Origin of the sequence: Microbacterium bandirmense (assembly GCF_037204185.1) — a bacterium.
In the GTDB taxonomy this organism is placed as follows: domain Bacteria; phylum Actinomycetota; class Actinomycetes; order Actinomycetales; family Microbacteriaceae; genus Microbacterium; species Microbacterium bandirmense.
Window position 1 is genome coordinate 215,909 of record NZ_JBBDGM010000002.1, and the last position, 23,835, is coordinate 239,743.

20 protein-coding genes and 2 riboswitches are annotated in these 23,835 nt (G+C 69.1%); of the genes, 13 read left to right on the forward strand and 7 right to left on the reverse strand.

Translation table 11 applies throughout. The annotated features are described in order from the left end of the window. Positions 1 to 36: 36 nt before the first annotated feature. The 5 genes from WDU99_RS03105 to WDU99_RS03125 form a co-directional block, all read right to left on the reverse strand. A complete protein-coding gene (locus WDU99_RS03105; RefSeq protein WP_337331112.1) occupies positions 37 to 1,176 on the reverse strand; it encodes a cysteine desulfurase family protein in 1,140 nt (379 codons plus the stop codon). Position 1,177: 1 nt separating this feature from the next. Beyond that, complete coding sequence (gene nadC, locus WDU99_RS03110) at positions 1,178 to 2,029, reverse strand: carboxylating nicotinate-nucleotide diphosphorylase (RefSeq protein ID WP_337330971.1); 852 nt, start codon at positions 2,027 to 2,029, stop codon at positions 1,178 to 1,180. After that, positions 2,026 to 3,519, reverse strand: coding sequence for an L-aspartate oxidase (nadB, locus tag WDU99_RS03115; protein ID WP_337330972.1), 1,494 nt, complete (start codon positions 3,517 to 3,519; stop codon positions 2,026 to 2,028). Before nadB ends, nadC begins: the two co-directional genes overlap by 4 nt. Then, a complete protein-coding gene (gene nadA, locus WDU99_RS03120; RefSeq protein WP_337330973.1) occupies positions 3,516 to 4,820 on the reverse strand; it encodes a quinolinate synthase NadA in 1,305 nt (434 codons plus the stop codon). Before nadA ends, nadB begins: the two co-directional genes overlap by 4 nt. Before the next feature lie 110 nt (positions 4,821 to 4,930). After that, positions 4,931 to 5,596, reverse strand: a complete 666-nt coding sequence (locus WDU99_RS03125; RefSeq protein ID WP_337330974.1) for an NUDIX hydrolase — start codon at positions 5,594 to 5,596, stop codon at positions 4,931 to 4,933. Between the two features lie 75 nt (positions 5,597 to 5,671). Continuing rightward, a riboswitch (glycine riboswitch) is annotated at positions 5,672 to 5,765 on the forward strand. 1 nt (position 5,766) lies between these two features. Beyond that, positions 5,767 to 5,881: riboswitch (glycine riboswitch) on the forward strand. Positions 5,882 to 5,934: 53 nt separating this feature from the next. On the opposite strand from WDU99_RS03125, the gene gcvT reads away from it, so the two are divergent. The 9 genes from gcvT to WDU99_RS03170 all read left to right on the forward strand — a co-directional run bounded on the left by gcvT (position 5,935) and on the right by WDU99_RS03170 (position 16,645). Then, complete coding sequence (gene gcvT, locus WDU99_RS03130) at positions 5,935 to 7,047, forward strand: glycine cleavage system aminomethyltransferase GcvT (RefSeq protein ID WP_337330975.1); 1,113 nt, start codon at positions 5,935 to 5,937, stop codon at positions 7,045 to 7,047. Beyond that, complete coding sequence (gcvH, locus tag WDU99_RS03135) at positions 7,044 to 7,421, forward strand: glycine cleavage system protein GcvH (RefSeq protein ID WP_337330976.1); 378 nt, start codon at positions 7,044 to 7,046, stop codon at positions 7,419 to 7,421. The genes gcvT and gcvH overlap by 4 nt, the downstream gene beginning before the upstream one ends. A gap of 56 nt (positions 7,422 to 7,477) precedes the next feature. Continuing rightward, the gene (gene gcvP, locus WDU99_RS03140) at positions 7,478 to 10,327 is read left to right on the forward strand and encodes an aminomethyl-transferring glycine dehydrogenase (protein ID WP_420063976.1); all 2,850 of its coding nucleotides are present in this window, start codon (positions 7,478 to 7,480) and stop codon (positions 10,325 to 10,327) included. A gap of 181 nt (positions 10,328 to 10,508) precedes the next feature. Then, positions 10,509 to 12,143, forward strand: coding sequence for a peptide ABC transporter substrate-binding protein (locus tag WDU99_RS03145; protein ID WP_337330978.1), 1,635 nt, complete (start codon positions 10,509 to 10,511; stop codon positions 12,141 to 12,143). 82 nt (positions 12,144 to 12,225) lie between these two features. Further along, complete coding sequence (locus WDU99_RS03150; protein WP_337330979.1) at positions 12,226 to 13,158, forward strand: ABC transporter permease; 933 nt, start codon at positions 12,226 to 12,228, stop codon at positions 13,156 to 13,158. After that, entirely contained in the window at positions 13,145 to 14,089 is a 945-nt protein-coding gene (locus WDU99_RS03155; RefSeq protein WP_337330980.1) for an ABC transporter permease, read from the forward strand. The genes WDU99_RS03150 and WDU99_RS03155 overlap by 14 nt, the downstream gene beginning before the upstream one ends. Further along, complete coding sequence (locus WDU99_RS03160) at positions 14,086 to 15,732, forward strand: ABC transporter ATP-binding protein (RefSeq protein ID WP_337330981.1); 1,647 nt, start codon at positions 14,086 to 14,088, stop codon at positions 15,730 to 15,732. The genes WDU99_RS03155 and WDU99_RS03160 overlap by 4 nt, the downstream gene beginning before the upstream one ends. Before the next feature lie 16 nt (positions 15,733 to 15,748). After that, positions 15,749 to 16,303: a PH domain-containing protein gene (locus WDU99_RS03165; protein ID WP_337330982.1), complete on the forward strand. Its 555-nt coding sequence runs from the start codon at positions 15,749 to 15,751 to the stop codon at positions 16,301 to 16,303. A gap of 60 nt (positions 16,304 to 16,363) precedes the next feature. Beyond that, positions 16,364 to 16,645: a TFIIB-type zinc ribbon-containing protein gene (locus tag WDU99_RS03170; RefSeq protein ID WP_337330983.1), complete on the forward strand. Its 282-nt coding sequence runs from the start codon at positions 16,364 to 16,366 to the stop codon at positions 16,643 to 16,645. Positions 16,646 to 16,672: 27 nt separating this feature from the next. Here the strand turns inward: WDU99_RS03170 and WDU99_RS03175 are convergent, their stop codons facing one another. Next, positions 16,673 to 17,431 carry a CPBP family intramembrane glutamic endopeptidase gene (locus WDU99_RS03175; protein WP_337330984.1) on the reverse strand — a complete coding sequence of 253 codons (759 nt, stop codon included), beginning with the start codon at positions 17,429 to 17,431 and terminating at the stop codon, positions 16,673 to 16,675. A 128-nt stretch (positions 17,432 to 17,559) separates the two neighbouring features. Here WDU99_RS03175 and typA point away from each other — a divergent pair, with 128 nt between their 5' ends. The 4 genes from typA (at position 17,560) to WDU99_RS03195 (ending at position 23,270) form a co-directional block, all read left to right on the forward strand. After that, the gene (typA, locus tag WDU99_RS03180; RefSeq protein ID WP_337330985.1) at positions 17,560 to 19,470 is read left to right on the forward strand and encodes a translational GTPase TypA; all 1,911 of its coding nucleotides are present in this window, start codon (positions 17,560 to 17,562) and stop codon (positions 19,468 to 19,470) included. Between the two features lie 80 nt (positions 19,471 to 19,550). Then, positions 19,551 to 20,570: a glutaminase A gene (gene glsA / locus WDU99_RS03185; RefSeq protein WP_337330986.1), complete on the forward strand. Its 1,020-nt coding sequence runs from the start codon at positions 19,551 to 19,553 to the stop codon at positions 20,568 to 20,570. Continuing rightward, on the forward strand, positions 20,567 to 22,210 hold the full coding sequence (locus WDU99_RS03190; protein ID WP_337330987.1) for an MFS transporter: 1,644 nt from the start codon (positions 20,567 to 20,569) through the stop codon (positions 22,208 to 22,210). The genes glsA and WDU99_RS03190 overlap by 4 nt, the downstream gene beginning before the upstream one ends. A 178-nt stretch (positions 22,211 to 22,388) precedes the next feature. Further along, a complete protein-coding gene (locus WDU99_RS03195; RefSeq protein WP_337330988.1) occupies positions 22,389 to 23,270 on the forward strand; it encodes an aggregation-promoting factor C-terminal-like domain-containing protein in 882 nt (293 codons plus the stop codon). 12 nt (positions 23,271 to 23,282) lie between these two features. Here WDU99_RS03195 and WDU99_RS03200 read toward each other — a convergent pair whose 3' ends face one another. Continuing rightward, positions 23,283 to 23,828, reverse strand: coding sequence for a helix-turn-helix domain-containing protein (locus tag WDU99_RS03200; RefSeq protein ID WP_337330989.1), 546 nt, complete (start codon positions 23,826 to 23,828; stop codon positions 23,283 to 23,285). Between the last annotated feature and the right edge of the window lie 7 nt (positions 23,829 to 23,835).

Below are 23,835 nucleotides of genomic sequence, written 5' to 3' on the forward strand. Positions count from 1 at the left end.
CACGAGTCTACGGCGTCGGCTGTGGCCCGGATCGCGTCAGAGCACGGCGGCGACGGCGGCGGCGACGAGGGATGCCAGCTGCGTGGCCGACCCGGCGGGCAGCGGCATGCGACCGAACGTGAAGCGCACGGATGTCTGCGCGGTGGCAGCGGGGATGCCCAGTGCCAGCAGTACGGGGGACGGCTCGTCGCTGCCGGCGGCGCACGCCGATCCGCTGGACGACACCACTCCGCGGCGCTCGAGTTCGAGCAGCACCGCCTCGCCGCTGGTGCCCGCGAACGTGAAGCTCGCCAGGTTGGGCAGGCGGTGCTCGGGGGAACCTGTGAGGGAAGCTTGCGGCACTGTGTTCAGAACAGCCGTGATGAACTCCGCCGTCATCTCCGCGACGGCTGCGGCGTGTTCGACGCGCTCGGTCTCGGCGAGGTCCAGCGCCGTGGCGAGTCCCATGGCACCGGCGACGTTCTCGGTGCCGCTGCGCCGCCCGCGCTCCTGCCCGCCGCCGTGCAGCAGGGGCTCCAGCGGCACGCGTGAGCGCACACCGAGCGCGCCGATGCCCTTCGGGGTGCCGAGCTTGTGTCCGGCGATCGAGACCGCATCCGCGCCGAGGTCATCGAGGGGCAGCCAGCCGGCGGACTGCACGGCATCCACATGCACCGGCACACCGCGCCCCCGGGCCACGGCGATGAGCGAGGCGACGTCCTGCACCGTGCCGACCTCGTTGTTGGCGTGCCCGATGCTGAACAGCGCGGTGTCGTCGGCGAGCGCGTCGTCCAGCGCGTCGGGCGACACGCGACCGTGGGCGTCGACCGGCAGCAGAGTCACCGGAGTGCCGTGCAGCCGGTGCAGATAGTCGGCGGATTCCAGGATCGACTCGTGCTCTATCGGCGTCGTCACGAGTCCGCGAGGCGCAGCGCCTGCCGCCAGTGCGCCCAGCACGATCCCCTTCACCGCCAGATTGTTCGCCTCGGTGCCGCCCGAGGTGAAGACCACGTCGTTCGCTCGCATCCCGAGCGCCGCGGCGACCCGGCCCCGCGCCCACTCCAGCGCCTCGGCGGCCGCCTCGCCGACCGTGTGGTGACTCGACGGGTTGCCGAACACGCCGGTCAGATAGGGGCGCATCGCCTCGATAACCTCCGGGCGCACCGGAGTCGTCGCGGCGTGATCGAGATACAGCACGTCAGCCGATTCGCAGGTCGAGCCCGAGATCCAGAGCACGCGCCGAATGCGTCAGGGCGCCGACCGAGATCACCTGTACGCCTGTCTCGGCGATCGCCCGCACGGTGTCGAGATTCACCCCGCCGGAGGCCTCGGCGGTCGCACGCCCCGCCAGCAGTGCGACGCCGGAGCGCAGATCATCGAGCGAGAAGTTGTCGAGCAGCACCGTGTCGGCGCCGCCGTCGAGCACGGCCGGGATCTGGTCGAGCCGGTCGACCTCCACCACGACGTGCGTCGTGTGGGGCAGGGTGCTCAGGGCCGCCCGCAGCGCGGTCGCCAGGTCCTGGCCGCCCGCCTGCAGCACGGCCAGGTGGTTGTCCTTGGCCATCACAGCATCCGACAGCGAACGGCGGTGGTTGCTGCCGCCGCCCGAGACCACCGCATGTCGCTCGAACTCGCGGAGCCCCGGGGTCGTCTTGCGGGTGTCGGCGATCCGTACGCCGGTGCCGGCGACGGCATCCGCATACTGGGCGGTGAGCGTCGCGATGCCGCTCATCCGCTGCGTGAAGTTCAGCGCGACCCGCTCGGCGGTGAGCAGACTGCGCGCCGATCCGGTGACCGACGCGAGCACGTCACCTGCGGTGAACCGGTCGCCGTCCGCGAAGTGCAGGTCGACCCGCACCGACGGATCGGTCAGGGTGAACGCGGCGGCGAACACCTCTCCGCCGCTGAGCACACCATCCTCGCGGGCGACGAGATCAGCGGTCGCGGTGGCGGCCTCCGGCAGAAGCGCGGTGCTGGTGATGTCACCCCAGGGGGCGTCCTCCTCGAGTGCTGCGCGCACCGAGCGGTGCAGGGTGGCCTGGGCGATCATGGGACTCCGATCAGGGCGGGTGCCGGGTGCGGTGCGGGGGAGAGATGGTGCGAGCCGAGCGATTCGGTGCGGGCGAGAGCGGCGGATGCCACGGCGCGCGCCACGGTCAGCAGATTCGCGTCCTCGTGGTCGGCGACGGTCGATCCCGTGGGCAGGTGCCACCGGTGCAGCTGCGCGACAGCATCCGACAGCCCGTCGTGGCTGCGCAGCAGCCCGACCTTCTCCCACATCAACCGCTGCAGTTCGGCGCGGGTGACGGTCGAACGCTCGCCCAGGTCGCAGAAACTGCCGCTATCGGCGCTGCAAAGCGGCATCGATTGCGACCTGAGGCCGCTCGGGACCCCCGAATCGAGGGATTCGGCGACGCGAGCGCCGAAGACCGCGCCCTCGAGCAGTGAGTTGGACGCCAGCCGGTTCGCGCCGTGCACACCCGTGCGCGCGGTCTCGCCCACGGCCCAAAGCCCGGGCAGCGACGTGCGTCCGTCGAGATCGGTCGCGATGCCGCCCATCAGATAGTGCGCGGCAGGCGTCACCGGCACCGGCTCACGCGACCAGTCCAGCCCGCGGCGCCGCAGCTCGGCGTCGATCGTCGGGAACCGCTGCGCGAGCGCGGAAGAGCCCAGCGCCGTCGCGTCCAGCCGCACGGGGACACCCTGCGCATCCGCGACGCGCGCCACTGCCCGGGCGACGACGTCGCGCGGCGCGAGCTCGGCGCGTGGATGCTCGTCGGCCATGAACCGGCGACCGTCGGCATCCACCAGCGCCGCGCCGGCACCGCGCACGGCCTCGGAGATCAGAAAAGCGTCGCCGTCGGTGAGGACGGTCGGGTGGAACTGCACGAACTCCAGATCAGCCACAGCCGCACCGGCGCGCAGCGCCATGGCGATGCCGTCGCCGGTCACCTCGGCGGGGTTGGTGGTGTGGGCGAACAGACGCCCGGCACCGCCCGTGGCGAGCACGACCGCGTCCGCCGAGTGCGCGGTGCCGTCGAGGGATCGGATGCCCGTGACACGCCCGCCGTCGAGCAGCACGTCGGCGGCGAAGACGCCCTCGCGCACATCGATCCCGGACGCGCGCACCCGGGCGACCAGCGCCGACGAGATCGCTGCACCGGTGGCATCCCCACCGGCGTGGGCGATGCGCGGCAGACGATGTGCGGCCTCGAGTCCGAGGGCGATCTCACCGTCGTGCGTGCGATCGAATGCCACCCCGGCGGCGATGAGCGCGGCGAGGGCCGCGTCGGCACCGTCGACGAGGGCGCCGACCGCGGCCGGATCGCTGTGGCCTCCGCCGGCGTGCATGGTGTCGAGCGCGTGCAGCTCAGGGGAGTCGCCGTGCCCGTAGACGCCGGCGATGCCGCCCTGCGCGAGCGGGGTGCAGCCGTCGCCGAGCGCACCCTTGACGATCAGCTCGACCTCGTGACCCAGCGCGTCGGCACGCAGCGCCGCCGTGAGTCCGGCGATGCCGCCGCCGACGACGAGTGTCTTCATCGGGGCTTGGCCGCCAGCATCCGCTCCAGCGCCACGCGCGCGGGATCGGCGACGTCGGAGGTCACCCGGATCCGGTTCTGCACCCGGCCGGCGACGAGCTCTTCGAGCACCCAGGCAAGGTAGCCGGGGTGGATGCGGTACATCGTCGAGCACGGGCACACCACGGGGTCGAGGCAGAAGATCTCGTGCTGCGGATACTGGGCGGCCAGGCGTCGCACCAGGTTGATCTCGGTGCCGACCGCGAAGGTCGTGGGCTCGGTGGCCGCGGCGATCGCCTTGCGGATGTAGTCGGTCGAGCCGGCCTCGTCCGCCGCATCGACCACCTCCATCGGGCACTCGGGGTGCACGATCACGCGCACACCGGGGTGCTCGGCGCGCGCCTGGTCGATCTGATCGACGGTGAAGCGGCGGTGCACCGAGCAGAACCCGTGCCACAGGATCACCTGCGAGTCCTCGAGCTGCTCGGCGGTCGAGCCGCCCAGTGGGCGTCGTGGATTCCACATCGGCATCCGATCCAGCGGCACGCCCATCGCCTTGGCGGTGTTGCGTCCGAGGTGCTGGTCGGGGAAGAACAGCACGCGGCGGCCGCGCGCGAACGCCCACTCCAGCACGGTGGCGGCGTTCGACGACGTGCAGACGATGCCGCCGTGCCGGCCGACGAAGCCCTTGATGGCGGCGGAGGAGTTCATGTAGGTGACCGGGATGACGGGAACACGTCCGTCGGCATCCGCCTCGTCGAGCGGGCCGAGCACATCGGCGAGCTGCTCCCAGCAGTCCTCGACCTGGTCGATGTCGGCCATGTCTGCCATCGAGCAGCCCGCGGCGAGGTTCGGCAGGATCACCGACTGCTCGGGGCGCGAGAGCAGGTCGGCGGTCTCGGCCATGAAGTGCACGCCGCAGAACACGATCGCCTCGGCATCGGGATGCTCGAGTGCCGCGTTCGCGAGCTGGAAGGAGTCGCCCACGTAATCGGCGTGCCGCACGACCTCTTCACGCTGGTAGAAGTGGCCGAGCACGACGACCCGGTCACCCAGAGTCTGCTTCGCGGCGCGGATGCGGGCGTCGAGCTCGTCTTCGCCGGCTTCGCGGTACGCGGCGGGCAGCTCACCCTGGCGAGGGGCTCCGGTGGGGATGACATCGCCCATCGACGAGCCGGGACCGTAGCCAGGGCGGGTGTCGAAATCCCAGGGGCCGGCGGCGAGGTCGGTCGTGCAGGTCGCATCGGTGGAGGCGCCGGTGACGATCGCCTGCAACGCGTGGTCGACCGAGGGGTCGATCGGGGTGAGGGAGAGGGTGGACATCCGTGACCGCCTTATGGTCGTCTCGACACTTACCGGGCGAGAACAGATTATGTCGTGCTGACCATAAGTGCAATCCGGGGTGTCGGAAGAGACACGGCCGAACGAGGCCGTCAGGCGGAGGCGACGTAGCGGAACAGACGTGCCGGGCGGTGATTGCCGGTGCGGAACGACTCAGTGGGCACCAGCTCGTCGGACCCCTCCAGCAGGCGGCGGAAGTTCGACGGATCCAGCCTCTGACCCAGCACGGTCTCGTACACCTCGCGCAGTTCGGTGAGGGTGAATTCGTCCGGCAGCAGCCCGGCGGCGATACGGCTGTAGCCGACCTTGTTGCGCAGGCGCCAGAGTGCGTAGTCGGCGATGCGGTTGTGATCGAAGGCGAGCGGGGGCATCGCGTCCACGTCGAACCACTCGACGTTCTCGGGCGCGCCCGCCGCCGCGCGCTGCGCGTCGACGAGGTCGGAGCGCAGCAGCGCCCAGTACACGATCGAGATCGCGCGCGTGGGCGCGCGGTCGACGTCACCGAACGTGTACAGCTGCTCGAGGTAGCTCGGCTTGAGAGCGGTGGTCTCGGCGAGGGTGCGGGATGCTGCCGCATCGAGGTCCTCGGCAGGGTCGAGCCAACCGCCGGGCAGTGCCCACTGACCCAGGTGCGGGGTTCGCGTGCGCCGCACCAGCGGGAGCATCAGCCGGTCGCCGTCCTCGGCCGTGCGCAGCGAGAAGATCACCGTCGACACGGCGACGCGGATGGCATCGCCAGCACCTGTCGCATCGGTCACATCCCGAGCCTATGCGCTCTGCGCTTCGCGCCCCGTCTGCGGCTATGCTGTAGAGGCAAATTGAACATGGGCCGTACGACGTGTGCGGGAGAGTCCGGTGAACGCGACCGGACACCGAAGGAGCAAGCCTCCCCGCCAATCTCTCAGGTAGCCATACCGCGCACGTCCGGCCGCTCTGGAAAGCGATGCTCCGGCATCCGCCGACGGTGAAAGCCTCCTCATGACCCGGGTCCGCGATCCGGTCGACGTGCGGGCGAAGCTCTCAGGCCCGATGACAGAGGGGGAGTTCCGAGGACGACGATGACGACGTCCTGCCCGATCCTGACCGGGAGAACTCCGTGACCGAACCACGCTATACCCCGCTCCGCGAGCGCCACGAGGCGCTCGGGGCTTCCTTCACCGACTTCGGCGGCTGGCAGATGCCGGTGCGCTACACGTCCGACCTCGCCGAGCACCGCGCTGTGCGCGAGGCCGCCGGCATCTTCGACATCTCGCACATGGCCGAGTTCCTCGTCGATGGCGCCGGCTCGGCCGCCTACCTCGACTACGCGCTCGCCGGGCGACTGTCGGCCATGACGGTGGGCAAGGCGAAGTACTCGCTGCTGCTCGCCGAGGACGGCGGCATCATCGACGACGTCATCGTCTACCGACTGGCGGACGATCGCTTCCTGATCATCTCCAACGCCGGCAACCGGGATGCCGTGAGCGAGGCGCTCCAGGCCCGCGCTGCCGGCGAGAACCATGAGGTCGCCGTCGATGACGTCTCCGACGCCTTCGGCCTGATCGCGGTGCAGGGACCGAACTCGGAGGCGATCCTCGCCGGGGTGACCGCCATCGAGGACCTCACGGTGCCGTGGGCCGACCAGAAGTACTACGCGTGGGCATCCGCCACCTACAACGGCAAGCCGCTGCTGCTCGCGCGCACCGGCTACACGGGCGAGGACGGCTTCGAGCTGCTGGTGGATGCTGACGACGCCGCCGCCCTGTGGGACCACATCGTCGCGGCCGGCGCCGAGCACGGTCTGGTGCCGGCGGGCCTCGCAGCCCGCGACAGCCTGCGCCTGGAGGCCGGCATGCCGCTGTACGGCAACGAGCTCTCGCGCGACATCCGCCCCGCACAGGCCGGCCTCGGTCGCGTCGTCGTCGCCGACAAGGAGGACTTCGTCGGCAAGGACGCCGTGTCACCTGCGTCGGATGCCCGGGTTCTCGTCGGCCTCACCGCTGAGGGTCGCCGTGCCGGCCGAGCCGGCTACCCCGTCGTGCTCGCGGACGGCACCGTCGTCGGCGAGATCACCAGCGGGGCGCTCAGCCCCACCCTCGGCCACCCGATCGCGATGGCCTACGTCGACCCCTCCGAGGCCTCGGAGGGCACCGAACTGTTCCTGGATGTGCGGGGAACCCAGATCCCCGCGACCCGTATCGCACTGCCTTTCTACCGGAGGAAGAAATGACCGATCTCACCACCCTCAAGTACAGCGAAGAGCACGAGTGGGTCGCCCAGCAGGGCTCCGTCGTCACGATCGGGATCACCGATTTCGCCGCCGACGCCCTCGGTGACATCGTCTTCGTCGAACTGCCCGAGGTGGGCACCGAGCTCAGCCGCGGCGACGTGTTCGGCGAAGCCGAGTCGACCAAGTCGGTCTCCGAGCTGTACGCGCCCGTCACCGGCAAGGTCGTCGAGATCAACGACGCCGTCGTCGATGACCCGGCCCTGGTGAACTCCTCGCCGTTCGAGGATGCCTGGCTGATCAAGGTCGAGGTCGCCGACGGCGCCCTCGACGGGCTGCTCGACCGCGACGGCTACGTCGCGATCACGGGGGCATGAGAGTGACCTCATTCGCAGACCGTCATATCGGAATCACGACTGAGGCGCGTCAGCAGATGCTGACGACCCTCGGCATCGATCCGACACCGAGTCTCGATCCCGAGGCCGAGGCGCCGATCGAGAATCTGATGCGCCAGGCCGTGCCCGCCAGCATCTTCATGGGCCGCGCAGCCGATGACGACGCTTCGGGCATCCCGATGGCGGCCTCCGAGGCAGAGGCGCTCGCCGAGCTGCGTGCCCTCGCGAACCGCAACACGGTGAACCGTCCGATGATCGGGCTCGGCTACCACGGCACGCTCACCCCGAGCGTGATCCAGCGCAACGTGCTTGAGAACCCGTCCTGGTACACGGCGTACACGCCGTACCAGCCCGAGATCTCGCAGGGCCGACTCGAGGCGCTGATCAACTTCCAGACCATGGTCTCCGACCTCACCGGACTGTCGACGGCGAACTCGTCGATGCTCGACGAGTCGACCGCCGTGGCCGAGGGGATGCTGCTCGCGCGGCGCGCCTCGAAGTCGAAGTCGAACGTGTTCGTGGTCGACGCCGACGCGCTGCCGCAGACCAAGTCGCTGCTCGCCACCCGCGCCGCCGCCGTGGGCGTCGAACTCGTCGAGCGCGACCTCGCCGGCGGTGAGAAGCTGCCCGAGGAGCTGTTCGGCGTGTTCGTGCAGTATCCCGGCGCCTCCGGTCGCGTGTGGGATCCGTCCGCGGTGTTCGACGCCGCGCACCTGGTGAACGGCATCGCCGTGGCCGCCGCCGACCTGCTCGCGCTGACGCTGCTGCGCTCGCCGGGGTCGCTCGGCGCCGACGTCGCGGTGGGCACCACCCAGCGCTTCGGCGTGCCGATGGCCTTCGGCGGTCCGCACGCCGGATACATGGCTGTGCGCGCCGGTCTCGAGCGTCAGCTGCCCGGTCGCCTCGTCGGAGTGTCGCAGGATGCCGTCGGCTACCCGGCCTACCGGCTCGCGCTGCAGACCCGCGAGCAGCACATCCGCCGTGAGAAGGCGACCTCGAACATCTGCACCGCCCAGGTGCTGCTCGCCGTGATGGCGTCGATGTACGCCGTCTACCACGGTCCGGATGGGCTGCGCGCGATCGCCGCGGAGGTCGCCGGCAAGGCCGCGCTGCTCCGCGACTGGCTGGTCGAGACCGGCGCCTCGGTCGTGCACGACGCCTTCTTCGACACCCTGAACGTGCGCGTTCCGGGACGGGCCGCGACGATCGTCGCGGACGCCCACGCCGCGGGCATCCTGCTGCGCCCCGTGGATGCCGACACCGTCGGCATCGCGGTCGATGAGACCACCACGTTCACCGACCTGCACCAGGTCGCCGTGCTGTTCGGCGGCAAGGAGGAGCGGGTGTTCGGCTTCTTCGGCGCGGGCTCCGAGGGTGCGCTGCCGGAGGCCCTGCTGCGCGAGGACGAGTACCTCACGCACCCGGTGTTCCACGTGCACCGCTCGGAGACGGCGATGATGCGCTATCTCAAGCAGCTCGCCGACCGCGACTACGCGCTCGACCGGGGCATGATCCCGCTGGGGTCGTGCACGATGAAGCTCAACGCGGCGACCGAGATGGCGGCGATCACCTGGCCCGAGTTCGCGCAGCTGCACCCCTTCGCCCCGGTGGAGGACGTGGAAGGCTCGCTGGCGATGATCGACCAGCTCGAGGCGTGGCTCGCCGAGGTCACCGGCTACGACGCGGTCTCGCTGCAGCCGAACGCCGGATCGCAGGGTGAGCTCGCCGGGCTGCTCGCGATCCGCGGCTACCACCTCGCGAACGGCGACGAGCAGCGCACGGTGTGCCTGATCCCGTCCTCGGCGCACGGCACCAACGCCGCCTCAGCGGTGCTGGCCGGCATGAAGGTGGTCGTCGTCGCGACCGACGAGCTCGGAAACGTCGATCTCGACGACCTGCACGCCAAGATCGAGGCCAACGCCGAGACGCTGTCGGCGCTGATGATCACCTACCCGTCGACCCACGGCGTGTACGAGGAGCAGGTGACCGACATCACCGCAGCGGTGCACGCCGCCGGCGGTCAGGTGTACGTCGACGGCGCCAACCTGAACGCGCTGCTCGGCTATGCCCGGTTCGGCGATCTGGGTGGCGACGTGTCGCACCTCAACCTGCACAAGACCTTCGCGATCCCGCACGGCGGTGGCGGCCCCGGAGTGGGCCCGGTGGCGGCCAAGGCGCACCTCGCGCCGTACCTGCCGGGTCACCCGCAGGCGCAGCAGGCCGAGCACGCCGGCGGATACGTCTTCGAGGGCGGTCCGGTCTCGGGCGCGCCGTACGGCTCGGCAGGCGTGCTGCCGATCTCGTGGGCGTACGTGCGCATGATGGGCCCGGGGGGCCTTCGCGATGCGACCGCGGCTGCGGTGCTGTCGGCGAACTACATCGCCGCGCGCCTGGCCGAGCACTACCCGGTGCTGTACACCGGCGAGCAGGGCCGGGTCGCGCACGAGTGCATCCTCGACCTGCGTCCGCTCAAGGAGACCACCGGAATCACGGTCGACGACGTCGCGAAGCGACTCATCGACTACGGCTTCCACGCGCCGACCATGTCGTTCCCCGTCGCGGGCACGCTGATGGTCGAGCCGACCGAGTCCGAGGACCTCGCCGAGGTGGATCGGTTCATCGAGGCGATGATCCAGATCAAGGCGGAGGCGGATGCCGTCGCCGCCGGCACCTGGCCGGCCGACGACAACCCGCTGGTGGGTGCCCCGCACACCGCCGAGAGCCTGATCGCGGGGGAGTGGGAGCACGCCTACTCCCGTGAGGTCGCCGCCTACCCGGTGCGCTCGCTGATGGCCGCGAAGTACTGGCCACCGGTGCGCCGCATCGACCAGGCCTACGGTGACCGCAACCTGGTGTGTGCCTGCCCGCCCATCGAGGCATTCGCGTAGCATCCCCGCTCGGGCACGACGACGCCCCCGCCGACCCGGGCGGGGGCGTCGTCCTCTGTGAAGTCAGTAACGGTTCATTAACGGAGGCATTGTGATCCGTGGCTGCGGCGGTAGCCTGGGCGTATAGGTGGTGCGACGCCGATGTCGTGCCCTTCGTACCTGTCCACAGGAGGACATTCCGATGAAGCGAAACAAGATCACCCTCGTCGGGGTCGGTCTGCTCACAGCCGGCGCCCTGGCGCTGACCGGGTGCGCAGGCGACAGCGGCGACACCGATTCCGGAAACACCGGTGAGGGCTCGGGCGACCCGAACGCCATCATCACGGCGAACGGCTCAGAGCCGCAGAACCCGCTGATCCCGACCAACACCAACGAGACCGGTGGCGGCAAGATCCTCGACTCGATCTTCGCGGGCCTGATCGGGTACGCGGCCGACGGCTCGGTCTACAACGACGTCGCCGAGGAGATCACGGTCGAAGACCCGCAGAACCTCACCGTCAAGATCCGTGAGGGACTCACCTTCACCGACGGCGAAGAGGTCACGGCAGACAACTTCATCAAGGCGTGGAACTACGGAGCACTGGCGTCGAACGAGCAGCTCTCGAGCTACTTCTTCGAAGACATCGAGGGCTTCAGCTACGAGGAGGACTCCGAGCTGACCGGCCTCGAGCAGGTCGACGAGTACACGTTCACGATCGCGCTGAACAAGCCGGCCTCCGACTTCGCACAGCGTCTGGGCTACTCGGCCTACTACCCGCTGCCCGACGCGGCCTTCGAGGACATGGACGCCTTCGGTGAGAGCCCGATCGGCAACGGACCGTACATGCTCGACGGTGAGGGCGCCTGGCAGCACGATGTCGGCATCAACCTCGTCGTCAACCCCGACTACGACGGCCCGCGCACGCCGGCCAACGGCGGTCTGAACATCGTGTTCTACGCCACGCAGGACGCGGCGTACCTCGACCTGCTGGCCGATGAGCTCGACGTTCTCGACGCCATCCCCGACTCGGCATTCGGCTCCTTCGAGTCCGACCTGGGCGACCGCGCGGTGAACCAGCCGGCGGCGATCTTCCAGTCGTTCACGATCCCCGAGCGTCTTGAGCACTTCAGCGGCGAAGAGGGCAACCTGCGCCGCCAGGCGCTGTCGATGGCGATCAACCGCGAAGAGATCACCGACGTGATCTTCCAGGGCACCCGCACCCCGGCCAGCGACTTCACCTCGCCGGTCATCGACGGGTGGTCCGACTCGCTGAGCGGCGCCGAGGTGCTCGCGTTCAACGACGCGCAGGCCAAGGAGCTGTGGGCGCAGGCCGACGCCATCAGCCCGTGGAGCGGTGAGTTCCAGATCGCCTACAACGCCGACGGCGGCCACCAGGCCTGGGTCGACGCCACGGTGAACTCGATCAAGAACGTGCTCGGCATCGAGGCCTCGGGTGCTCCGTACCCGACCTTCGCCGAGCTGCGCGGCAAGGTCACCGACCGCACCATCGAGACCGCCTTCCGCACCGGATGGCAGGCCGACTACCCGGGTCTGTACAACTTCCTGGGACCGCTGTACGCGACCAACGCCGGCTCGAACGACGGTGACTACTCCAGCGCCGACTTCGACCAGCTTCTCTCCGAGGGCATCTCGGCCACCGATCCGGACGAGGCGAACTCGCTGTTCCAGCAGGCGCAGGAGGTTCTGCTGCAGGACCTGCCGGCCATCCCGCTGTGGTACTCCAACGTCGTCGGAGGTTACTCGACGACGGTCGACAACGTGCAGTTCGGCTGGAACTCCGTGCCGCTGTACAACGAGATCACCAAGATCGGCTGATCGATCACACCTGAGGAAGAGGCGGTGGTGATCCCACCACCGCCTCTTCCCTGTGTGTCCCGTACCCGAAGGGAGGTCGAGGATGGCCTTTTACATCCTCAGACGGATCCTGCAGGCGATCCCGGTGTTCTTCGGCGCCACCCTGCTGATCTACTTCATGGTCTTCGCGATGCCCGGCGATCCGATCGCTGCGCTGTTCGGAGACCGCCAGCCCAATCCTGCTCTGCTCGAGCGGCTGCGCGCGCACTACCACCTCGATGAACCGTTCATCGTCCAGTACTTCTACTACATCGCCGGCATCTTCCGGGGCGACTTCGGCATCAGCTTCTCGGGGCAGCCGGTCGGCGAGATCCTCGCCCGCACGTTCCCCGTCACCCTGCGCCTGGCCATCATGTCGGTCGCGATCGCGTTCGTGCTGGCCATCGTTATCGGCCTGTTCTCGGCGCTGAACAAGGACGGCATCTTCGACAACTCGATGCTCGTGCTCGCGCTGATCTTCATCGCGCTGCCGATCTTCGTGCTCGCCTTCCTGGCGCAGTACTTCCTCGCCGTGCAATGGGGGTGGTTCCGCCCGACGGTCGGAGGCAACAACGACTGGGGTGATCTCTGGCTGCCGGCCATCGTGCTGGGCGTCAGCGTGTACGCCACAAGCATGCGGCTGACCCGGGCGTCGACCATCGAGACCCTCGGTCAGGACTGGGTGCGCACGGCGTACAGCAAGGGCCTGCCGCGGCGCCGTGTCATCCCCGTGCACGTGCTGCGCAACTCGCTGATCCCGATGGTCACCGACCTCGGCACCGTCTTCGGCATCCTGATGGTCGGCGCGACGGTCACCGAGGGCATCTTCAACGTGCCCGGTGTGGGCAACACGCTGTATCAGGCGATCATCCGCGGTGAGAACCCGACAGTGGTGTCGTTCGTCACCGTGTTCGTCGTCGTGTACGTGTTCATCAACATCATCGTGGACCTGATCTACGGCCTGCTCGACCCGAGGATCCGCTATGTCTCGAACTGAATCGAATCCGGAGCACTACGTCGCTCCCGTGGAGACAGCCACCGTCAAGGTGGATGCCGTCCGCATCGACGCGAAGCGCAGCAACCTCTGGCTCGACGCGTGGCGCGACCTGCGCCGCCGCCCGATGTTCTGGGTCTCGGCGTTCTTCGTGCTGCTCATCGTGGTCGTCGCGATCGCGCCGTCGCTGTTCACGAACGTGCCACCCAATAACGGGTGCCAGCTCGCGAACAGCAACGGCGGGCCCGAGTCGGGGCATCCGCTCGGCTTCACGCGCCAGGGCTGCGACGTGTACTCCCGGATCATCTGGGGCACGCGCACCTCGCTCATCGTGGGCGTGCTGGCCACGGCGATCGGCACGATCATCGGCATGGTCATGGGTGCGTTCGCCGGCTTCTACGGCGGCTGGCTCGACTCGTTCCTCTCGCGCGTCGGCGACATCTTCTTCACCATCCCGTACATCATCGCGGCGATCGTGGTGATGTCGGTGATGCCGGTGCGCAACGAGATCGTGCTCGCCTTCGCCATCGGCGGGTTCGCCTGGGCAGCGACGGCGCGCATCATGCGAGCCGAGATCCTGCGAGTGAAGCAGGCCGACTTCGTGATGGGCGCCGAGGCGGTCGGGCTGTCGCGCTTCCGCACGCTGCTCGTGCACGTGCTGCCGAACGCCATGGCGCCGGTGATCGTCGTCGCCACGCTGTCGTTGGGCGCCGCGATCGTCGCCGAGTCGGTGCTGTCGTTCCTCGGCGTCGGCCTCGGCGGCAGCACGATGTCGTGGGGCAACGACATCAGTCAGGCGCAGACCAGCATCCGCACCGCGCCGATGGCGCTGTTCTGGCCGTCGCTGGCGCTGACCCTGACGGTGCTGGCATTCATCACCCTCGGCGAGCTGCTGCGCGACGCCGTCGACCCGAAGGCGAGGGCACAGCGATGAGCGAACCTCTTCTCAGCATCCGCGACCTCAAGGTCGCGTTCCGCAGCGGCAAGATATCGCGTGAGGTGCTGCACGGCGTGAGCTTCGACGTGATGGCGGGGGAGACCCTGGCGATCGTCGGCGAGTCCGGCTCGGGCAAGTCGACGACCGCTGCGGCCATCATCGACCTGCTGCCAGGCACCGGCACCGTCACCGGCGGCAGCATCACGCTCGACGGGCGTGAGCTGACGACCGCGAGCCGCAAGGAGATGGAGCGGATCCGCGGCCGTGAGATCGGCTACGTGCCGCAGGACCCGATGTCGAACCTGAACCCCGTGTGGTCGATCGGCTTCCAGGTCAAGGAGGCCGTGCGCGCCAACGGGCTCGCGCAGGGCAAGGCGCAGGTGAATGACCGGGCGATCGAGGTGCTGCAGCAGGCAGGACTCGCCGACGCTGCCCGCCGCATGCACCAGTTCCCGCACCAGTTCTCGGGCGGCATGCGCCAGCGGGCGCTGATCGGAATCGGCCTCGCGGCCGACCCGAAGCTGCTGATCGCCGATGAGCCCACCAGCGCGCTCGACGTGACGGTGCAGCGGGTGATCCTCGATCACCTGGCGACGCTGACCAGCGAGCGCGGCACCTCGGTGCTGCTGATCACGCACGACCTGGGCCTTGCCGCGGAGCGCGCCGACCGGATCATCGTGATGAACCAGGGCGAGATCGTCGAGGCCGGACTCAGCGAGGAGATCCTCACCAACCCCCGCCACCCCTACACCCAGCGTCTGGTCGCCGCGGCGCCGAGCCTGGCCTCGCAGCGCATCGGCATCGCCGAGCGCAAGGCTGAGCCGGTCTCGACCGCTCCCGCGGTCGTCGAGGTGCGCGGACTGGTGAAGGACTACTCGATCCGCACGGGCGGATTCCGCCATGAGCAGTTCCGCGCGGTCGACGACGTGTCGTTCTCGATCCCGCGCGGCACGACGATGGCACTGGTCGGCGAGTCCGGTTCGGGCAAGTCGACCGTGGCCAAGATGCTGCTGCAGCTCGAGAAGCCCACCGACGGTGAGATCCTCATCGACGGCATGGCGACCAGCACGATGTCGCGCGTCGAGGTGTTCAAGCTGCGCCGCCGGATGCAGCCGGTGTTCCAGGATCCGTACGGATCGCTCGACCCGCTGCGCAGCATCGGCAGTCTCATCTCGGAACCGCTGCACGTGCACGGCGTCGGCACGAAGGACGAGCAGCATCAGCGCACGCTGGAACTGCTCGACAAGGTCGCGCTGCCGCAGGAACTCGCGTGGCGGTACCCGAACGAGCTGTCCGGCGGGCAGCGGCAGCGTGTGGCGATCGCGCGCGCGCTGGCTCTCAAGCCCGACATCGTCGTACTCGATGAGGCCGTCTCAGCGCTGGACGTGCTGGTGCAGGACCAGATCCTGCACCTGCTGTCGGACCTGCAGCAGGAGCTCGGCCTGACGTACCTGTTCATCACTCACGACCTCGCCGTGGTCCGCGTCGCGGCCGACATGGTGTGCGTGATGGAGAAGGGGCGCATCGTCGAACAGGGCAGCGTCGACGACATCTTCGCCGCGCCGAAGGAGGAGTACACCCGGCGACTGCTGGATGCGATCCCCGGTGCGTCGCTCACCCTCGGCGGTGGCGCGGTCTGATGTCGGGGTCGCGTTCATGAGCGGGGCACGGCCACCACGGGTCTTCCGCGGCACGGGATCACTCGTGCTGCTCGGGCTGACGGTCGTGGTGGCCGTGCTGCTGCTCGTCGACGCGGCGGTGCGCTCCGGCATTGCCAACATGCTGCTGCTGGCGCCATGGCCGCTGCTGGTCGTGTGGTGCGTGTACGTGGTCGGCGTCGCCTCCGACGTCCGCGCGGACGAGACCGGGATGCAGGTGCAGAACCTGCTGCGGCGCACGCGGATCCCGTGGCCGCGCGTGAAGCGCATGCAGATGCGCTGGCAGCTGGAGGTCACCCTCGACGACGGCACGGTGGTGTCGTGCTTCGGCGGACCGGCGCGCTCGCGCGCCCGGCGCCTGGCCCCAGGCCGCGTGAAGGAGGAAGGGGTCGCCGAGACCGACGACGGCATCGCGCGCCTCCACAAGCTCCGTGCGGATGCCGCGCCCGGCCCATCGGATGCTGCTCTCGCGCGCACCTGGGATCGGACGACGATCCTGGTGGGTGTGGTGCTCGTGGTGTGGGCCGTCGTCGCCGTGGTCGTCACGCGGTGAGCGTGATCGCTGCTGCCGCGCGCGGAGCGCGTTCATAGCCGGACCTGTTTCGCTTTCAGCATGAAGTGTCCCGCAGATGGTTCCACCCTGGTCATGAGCGAGCGCAGCGGCATCGAGATCGACTACTGCCCCGAATGCCGGGGCGTGTGGCTCGACCGTGGCGAGCTCGACAAGATCATCGACCGTTCGGCATCCGCGCCTCAGCCGCAGGCCGACCGCTACGCACCGCCGTCGTACGAGCGACGCGGCGAACCCCGCTATGACGAGCCGCGCTACGATCGGCGCGAGCAGTATCCGCAGCGTCGCAAGCGCGAGAGCTGGCTGAGCGACCTGTTCGACTGATCGCCGGGTGACGGCGCCGCAGCGTCGTCAGCCCGGCAGTCCGAACAGGGCCGGCCAGGTCGCCGCGACCCACGGATAGCCGACGAACACGGTCGCGTCGATCAGGAAGTGCGCGACCAGAAACGGCAGCAGCCGTCCGGTGCGCGCGAACAGCCAGCCGAACAGCAGGCCCATCGCGAGATTGCCGACGAACGCGCCGGGGCCCTGATACAGGTGGTAGCTCGCGCGCAGCACGCTGGTGGCGATGATGATCGGCCAGGGCCCCCAGCCCAGCCCACGCAGACGCGCGAACAGGTAGCCGAGTACGACGAACTCCTCCTGGATGGATGCCCGCGCGGCGGAGAGCAGCAGGATCGGGATCGTCCACCAGTGCGCGTCCAGACCCGCGGGGTTCACCGCCACGAACCAGCCGAGCGACCGGCCGAGCAGGTACAGGCCGAGCCCGGGGATGCCGATGGCGAGCACCAGCACGGTGCCCCAGCCGATGTCGCGCGCGGGTCGCGTGCCGTCCAATCCCAGGGCGCCGAGGCGAGGTCTGCGGTCCTGCCAGAGCAGGAAGCAGACCAGCAGCACCGGCACGATCCCGAAGCCGATCGACAGCAGCTGGTAGATCAGATCGAACACCTCACGGTCGCTGCGGGAGGGGTTCAGCGTCGCGGTCTGATCGCCGAGCGGCGTCTCATCGGTGAGCCGATAGGCGATCTGCACGATCGCGTACACCGCCGACTGTCCGAGACCGAGGGCGAGCACGATCGCGATCTCCCACCAGGTCCTCGTCCGACTCACCCTCCCGATGCTACGACCTGGCGTTCAGAAACCAGGTGCGACCGTACGTTATCCTGGAACGTCGTCTCGCCGGTCCTCGTCGGCACAAGCGGCATCCCATCCCACCCCACTCCGCTTAGGACTCCTGAATGGCGAACGCCCTCCGCTCTGATCTCCGCAACGTCGCGATCGTCGCGCACGTCGACCACGGCAAGACCACGCTCGTCGACGCGATGCTCCGCCAGACGGGCTCCTTCGGCGAACACGCGCACGTCGATGAGCGCGCCATGGACTCGGGTGACCTCGAGCGCGAGAAGGGCATCACGATCCTCGCGAAGAACACCGCGATCACCTACAACGGCGCCCACACCGACAAGCCGGTGACCATCAACGTCATCGACACGCCAGGCCACGCCGACTTCGGCGGCGAGGTCGAGCGCGGGCTGTCGATGGTCGATGGCGTCGTGCTTCTCGTCGACTCCTCGGAGGGTCCGCTGCCGCAGACCCGCTTCGTGCTGCGCAAGGCGCTTGAGGCGAAGCTGCCCGTGATCCTGCTGGTGAACAAGACCGATCGCCCCGACGCGCGCATCGCCGAGGTCGAGGCCGAGGCGCAGGACCTGCTGCTGGGCCTGGCATCCGACCTCGTCGACGACGTGCCAGACCTCGACGTCGACGCCCTGCTCGACGTGCCCGTCGTCTACGCGTCCGGCCGCGCCGGCGCCGCATCGCGCACCCGCCCCGCCAACGGCGAACTGCCCGATAACGACGACCTCGAGCCGCTCTTCGAGGCCATCCTCGAGCACATCCCGGCACCGTCGTACGATGACGAGGCGCCGCTGCAGGCGTGGGTCACCAACCTCGACTCGAGCCCGTTCCTCGGCCGTCTCGCGTTGCTGCGCGTGTTCAACGGCACGCTGCGCAAGGGCCAGACCGTCGCCTGGGTGCGTGCCGACGGCACCACCAGCAGCGCCCGCATCACCGAGCTGCTGATGACCCGCGCCCTCGAGCGGTACCCGGCCGAGCAGGCCGGCCCCGGCGACATCGTCGCGATCGCCGGCTTCGAGGACATCACGATCGGCGAGACGATCGCCGACCCCGACGATGTGCGGCCGCTGCCGCAGATCCACGTCGACGACCCGGCGATCTCGATGACCATCGGCACCAACACCTCGCCGCTGGTTGGCAAGGTGCGCGGGCACAAGCTGACCGCCCGCATGGTGAAGGACCGCCTGGACCGCGAGCTGATCGGAAACGTCTCGCTGAAGGTCGTCGAGATCGGGCGCCCCGATGCCTGGGAGGTGCAGGGCCGCGGTGAGCTGGCCCTGGCGATCCTGGTCGAGAACATGCGCCGCGAGGGCTTCGAGCTCACCGTCGGCAAGCCGCAGGTGGTCACCAGGAAGATCGACGGCAAGACGTACGAGCCGTTCGAGCACCTGACCATCGACGCCCCCGAGGAGTACCTCGGGGCGATCACGCAGCTGCTGGCGAACCGCAAGGGCCGCATGGACAACATGATCAACCACGGCACCGGCTGGGTGCGCATGGAGTTCGTGGTCCCGGCGCGCGGTCTGATCGGCTTCCGCACCGAGTTCATGACCACGACCCGCGGCACCGGCATCGCCAACAGCATCTCGCATGGCTACGAGCCGTGGGCGGGCCAGATCACCACGCGTCAGAACGGCTCGATCGTCGCCGACCGCGCCGGTGTGGTGACCCCGTTCGCGATGATCGCCCTGCAGGAGCGCATGTCGTTCTTCGTCAAGCCCACGCAGGAGGTCTACGAGGGCATGGTCATCGGCGAGAACTCGCGCAGCGATGACATGGACGTGAACATCACCAAGGAGAAGAAGCTCACCAACATGCGCTCGGCGACCGCCGACTCGTTCGAGTCGATGACGCCGCCGCGGGAGCTGTCGCTCGAGGAGAGCCTGGAGTTCGCGCGCGACGACGAATGTGTCGAGGTGACCCCCGAGGTCGTGCGCATCCGCAAGGTGATCCTCGATCAGACGATCCGCGGACGCGAGGCATCGCGCCTCAAGCGCCAGGACGCGAACGCGTAACCTCCTCGCCGTTTCTCGGCGCACCTGTACAGACCCCCGCTGGGGGGTCTACGGTGTGACCGAGAGATGAGGAGGCCCCGGTGATCCCGACTGACCTCGAGGGAGTCGATCAGCGCGTATCGACCGGGGCGCTGCCCGGATGGGAACGCGTCGACGAGCTGGTTCAGGAGGCGTTCGATCGTCACCGGGCGGACGACTCCGGCGCGGTCGCCGACTACATCCCGATCCTCGGGGCGGCGGACCCCGCGCTGTTCGGCCTGGCGGTCGTCGACGTGACCGGCGGCGTGCACGACGTCGGCGACGCGACGCACCTGTTCTCGATCCAGTCCATCTCGAAGATGTTCGTCTACGCGCTGGCGATCCAGGAGCACGGGCACGAGCGCGTGCGCGAGATCGTCGGAGTGAACAACACCGGCCTGGCGTTCAACTCAGTCATGGCGCTGGAGCTCAACGCCGGGCATCCGATGAATCCCATGGTCAACGCCGGCGCCATCGCCACGACCGCGCTGATGCCGGGCGCGACCCCCGCCGAGAAGTGGGAGCGTATCCGTGAGGGTCTCTCGGCGTTCGCCGGCCGGTCTCTGGCCATGGACGGCGAGGTCTACCGCTCCGAGATGCTGACGAATCAGCGCAACCAGGCGCTGGGCCGGCTGCTGGCCAGCTACGGACGTCTCGAGGGTGACTCCGACGACATCGTCGACGTGTACACGCGCCAGTGCGCGCTCAACGTCACCGCACACGACCTCGCCGTGATGGGCGCGACGCTCGCCGACGGGGGAGTGAACCCCGTGACGGGTGAGCGGGTCGTCTCCGCCGACGTGTGCAGGGACACGCTCGCTGTTGTCGCCGCCTCCGGACTGTACGAGCGCAGCGGCGAGTGGCTGTTCGAGATCGGTATCCCGGCCAAATCCGGTGTGGCCGGCGGCATCGTCGCCGTCGCGCCGGGCAAGGGCGCCGCGGGGGCGTTCTCGCCGCGACTGGACCGTGCCGGCAACTCGGTGCGGTCGCAGCTAGCCATCGGGCACCTCTCCCGCGCCCTCGGTCTCAATCTGTTCGCCTCGGCGCCCAGGGTCGCCGTCACCACGGAAGGACGCGCATGACCGCCGACACCGTCGGCACCGCACAGGGTGCCGAGCAGAAGACCTCCTGGCTGCCGATGGTGAGCCTGTTCCTCGCCCAGGTGCTGATGTCGTTCAACGTCGCCGCGCTGCCGATCTCGCTGGGCGGCATGGTCGAGGACTTCGGCGTGCCGCCGACGATCGCCAGCTCGACCATCGTCGTTTACGGGCTCGCGGTCGCCGCCCTCGTGATGACCGGCGCCAAACTCGGGCAACTCATCGGCTGGGTGCTGATCTTCCGGGTGGTGGTGGCACTGTTCGCCGGGTCATCGCTGATGATGATCTTCTCGCCCACGGTCGCGTGGGCGATCGCCGGCCAGGCTGTGGCCGGTGCGGCCGCCGCGATCATCGTGCCCGCACTGGTCGCGCTGATCGCCGAGAACTACCGCGGACGGCAGCAGGCGACTGCCGTCGGCGCGCTCGGCTCGGCGCGCGCGATCTCGGGCGTGAGTGCGTTCCTGATCGGCGGCACGCTGGGCACGCTCGTGGGCTGGCGTCCGGTGTTCTTCATCGTGCTGGGCATCGCAGTGGCCGTCTTCGCGCTGAGCTTCACACTGCGCGGAGACCGGGGTGACGCGTCGATCCGGATCGATCTGGTGGCCGCCGTCCTGATCGGTGCGGCCGTGGTCATGCTGACCCTCGGCTTCAACAACCTCAACACCTGGGGTGCGACGACCGCCTCGGAGGGGGCGCCGTTCAGCGTTTTCGGCCTGTCACCGGCGCCGGTGCTGATCGTGATCGGCATCATGCTCGGTCAGGCGTTCTTCCTGTGGACGCGGCGGCGCATGCGCCTGGGCAAGGTGCCGCTGATCGATCTGAGCGTCATCGACTCCCCGCGGGAGCGTGCGGCCGTGTACGCGATGTTCATCGTGGTCGCGCTCGAGGCCTGCGTGAACTTCTCGATCCCGCTGTACATCCAGATCGTGCAGGGACGCACGCCGTTCGACACCTCGCTGGCGATGATGCCGTTCAACCTCACCGTCTTCGTCACGGCGACGCTGGTCGTGCGGTTCTACAAGAAGTACCCGCCGCGCGTGATCGGCGTCTTCGGCTTCGTGCTCACCACAGCCGCCCTGTGCTGGCTGGCGTTCGTCGTGAACAACAACTGGGAGACGCTGCCGACCATCCTCGGGCTGTTCGTGTTCGGCGTCGGGCAGGGGGCGCTGGTCACTCTGGTGTTCAACGTGCTGGTCACGGCGGCGCCGACGAAGCTGGCCGGCGATGTGGGCTCGCTGCGCGGCACGACGCAGAACCTGGCGTCGGCCGTCGGCACCGCGGTGGCGGGCGCGCTGCTGGTCTCGCTGCTGGGGCTCAGCGTCGGCCGCGCGGTGGTGGAGCATCCTGAGATCCCGCCCTCGCTGGTCGCCCAGGTGAACATGGACAACGTCAACTTCATCAGCAACGACGAGCTGCGAAGCGTGCTCGAGCAGACCGACGCCACCGAGGCGCAGGTCGATGCCGCCGTCGCCGTGAACGAGGAGGTGCGCCTGCGCACCCTCAAGCTCGGACTGCTGCTGCTGGCCGGGATCAGCGCGCTCGCGATCATCCCGGCATCGCGTCTGCCGAGGTACAAGCCGGAGGAGATCCCCGACCCGTCTCCACCCAAGGTAACGAATCCATAACACATCTTCTCGAGAGCGTGACGCGCTGATTCTCGGGTTCCGGACACGGAACATCCAGGTCGGCGCGGGGTTTCGCCCAGGTCGCCGGGAGAGACTCGTTCTTCGTGCCCGGGTACCCGCTCCCGATGAGCAGCCCCGCGTGGGTCCGGGCCGACGACGACCCGAAAGTCGATACCCCATGTTCCACCACCAGAACACCCGTGCGTCCCGCCGGGTGGCTGCCGCCGCGTCCGCGAACTCGGCGATGCGCCGCCCCCTGATCGGCATCGCCGTGGGTGCAGCGCTGATCGCCACCGCAGCCGCAGGAATCGTCTACGCACCGGCCGCGCTCGGCGCGTACCCCACCGAGGCCGCCCTCGAGCAGGCATCCGACGCCGTCGACGACGGCAAGATCGCCCTCGTCAACGCCGAGGCGCTGAACAACGTCGTCGCGACCGCCGACATCTCGCTCGGCACGGTCACGACCGCCGTCGACTTCGTCGAACTGCGCAGTGACGTGCGGATGCTCGAAGGCGCCGACGACCTGTCGTCGCAGCGTCTGGCCGAGCTCACCGATGACGTCACCGCCGGCATCGCTGCGGTGGACGGGCGCAGGGACGCCATGCAGAACGCGCTGACCACCGCGCGGGTCAACAAGGCCGCCGAGAATGCCCGTCTGAAGGCCGAGGCCGAGCGGATCGCGGCCGAGAAGGCGGCGAAGAAGGCTGCCGAGGATGCCCGTCGTGCCGCGGAGGCACTGGCCGCAGGCAACACCCCCGACGGCGCCAAGGCGACGGCCAGGGCGATGGCCGCCGAGCGCTACGGCTGGGGCGAGGGCGAGTTCTCGTGCCTGGTCTCGCTGTGGACCAAGGAATCCGGCTGGAACTATCAGGCCTACAACCAGAACGGTGGCGCCACCGGCATCCCTCAGGCTCTGCCCGGTGACAAGATGGCCACCGCGGGCAGCGACTGGCGCACGAACGCCACCACGCAGATCTCGTGGGGCCTCGACTACATCCAGCGCGCGTACGGCTCGCCGTGCGCGGCGTGGGGTCACTCGCAGGCCGTCAACTGGTACTGAGCTCCACGGCGATCAGCGCAGTTCGGTGACCAGCACCGCGCTGGTGCCCGGCAGACGCGCCTCGAACACGTGGGGCGCGTCGCCGGCGTACGACAGGTAGTCGCCGGGATGCATGAGCTCGGGTGCCTCGGCGGGGCCGAGCAGCGCTTCGCCGCTGAGCAGCACGACGTGCTCGGTGGTTCCCGCGTGGTGCGGCAGAGACCGGCGCGGTTCCCCGGGCTCGGCCTGGATCAGGTAGATGTCGCGTCGCGTGCCGGGTGCCGCGGCTGAGAGCAGTGTCGCCAGGTACGGTGCGGCGGCCGAGGGTACGCCGGCGTGATCGCCGAGCCGGATCAGGCGGGGGGCGGTGACGCGCTCCTCGACCAGAGTGGCGAACGGGATGCCGAGGGCGTCGCCGATCGCCCACAGTGTCTCGACGCTGGGGTTCCCCGAACCGCTCTCCAGTTGCGAGATCGTCGCCTTCGACACGCTCGCTCGACGCGCGAGCTCGGACACCGACAGACCGGCGGCTTCGCGCTCGCGGCGCAGCGAGCGGGCCAGACGTTCACGCAGCTCCATGCCGTTT

Bases quoted from the DNA above. Each gene is read 5' to 3' on its own strand.
- nadC (WP_337330971.1), bottom strand. From the start codon at position 2,029: ATGATCGCCCAGGCCACCCTGCACCGCTCGGTGCGCGCAGCACTCGAG.
- WDU99_RS03145 (WP_337330978.1), top strand. From the start codon at position 10,509: ATGAAGCGAAACAAGATCACCCTCGTCGGGGTCGGTCTGCTCACAGCC.
- gcvH (WP_337330976.1), top strand. From the start codon at position 7,044: ATGACCGATCTCACCACCCTCAAGTACAGCGAAGAGCACGAGTGGGTC.
- typA (WP_337330985.1), top strand. From the start codon at position 17,560: ATGGCGAACGCCCTCCGCTCTGATCTCCGCAACGTCGCGATCGTCGCG.
- gcvP (WP_420063976.1), top strand. From the start codon at position 7,478: ATGCTGACGACCCTCGGCATCGATCCGACACCGAGTCTCGATCCCGAG.
- WDU99_RS03170 (WP_337330983.1), top strand. From the start codon at position 16,364: ATGAAGTGTCCCGCAGATGGTTCCACCCTGGTCATGAGCGAGCGCAGC.
- WDU99_RS03195 (WP_337330988.1), top strand. From the start codon at position 22,389: ATGTTCCACCACCAGAACACCCGTGCGTCCCGCCGGGTGGCTGCCGCC.
- nadA (WP_337330973.1), bottom strand. From the start codon at position 4,820: ATGTCCACCCTCTCCCTCACCCCGATCGACCCCTCGGTCGACCACGCG.
- WDU99_RS03200 (WP_337330989.1), bottom strand. From the start codon at position 23,828: ATGGAGCTGCGTGAACGTCTGGCCCGCTCGCTGCGCCGCGAGCGCGAA.
- WDU99_RS03150 (WP_337330979.1), top strand. From the start codon at position 12,226: ATGGCCTTTTACATCCTCAGACGGATCCTGCAGGCGATCCCGGTGTTC.
- WDU99_RS03165 (WP_337330982.1), top strand. From the start codon at position 15,749: ATGAGCGGGGCACGGCCACCACGGGTCTTCCGCGGCACGGGATCACTC.
- WDU99_RS03160 (WP_337330981.1), top strand. From the start codon at position 14,086: ATGAGCGAACCTCTTCTCAGCATCCGCGACCTCAAGGTCGCGTTCCGC.
- WDU99_RS03190 (WP_337330987.1), top strand. From the start codon at position 20,567: ATGACCGCCGACACCGTCGGCACCGCACAGGGTGCCGAGCAGAAGACC.
- nadB (WP_337330972.1), bottom strand. From the start codon at position 3,519: ATGAAGACACTCGTCGTCGGCGGCGGCATCGCCGGACTCACGGCGGCG.
- WDU99_RS03155 (WP_337330980.1), top strand. From the start codon at position 13,145: ATGTCTCGAACTGAATCGAATCCGGAGCACTACGTCGCTCCCGTGGAG.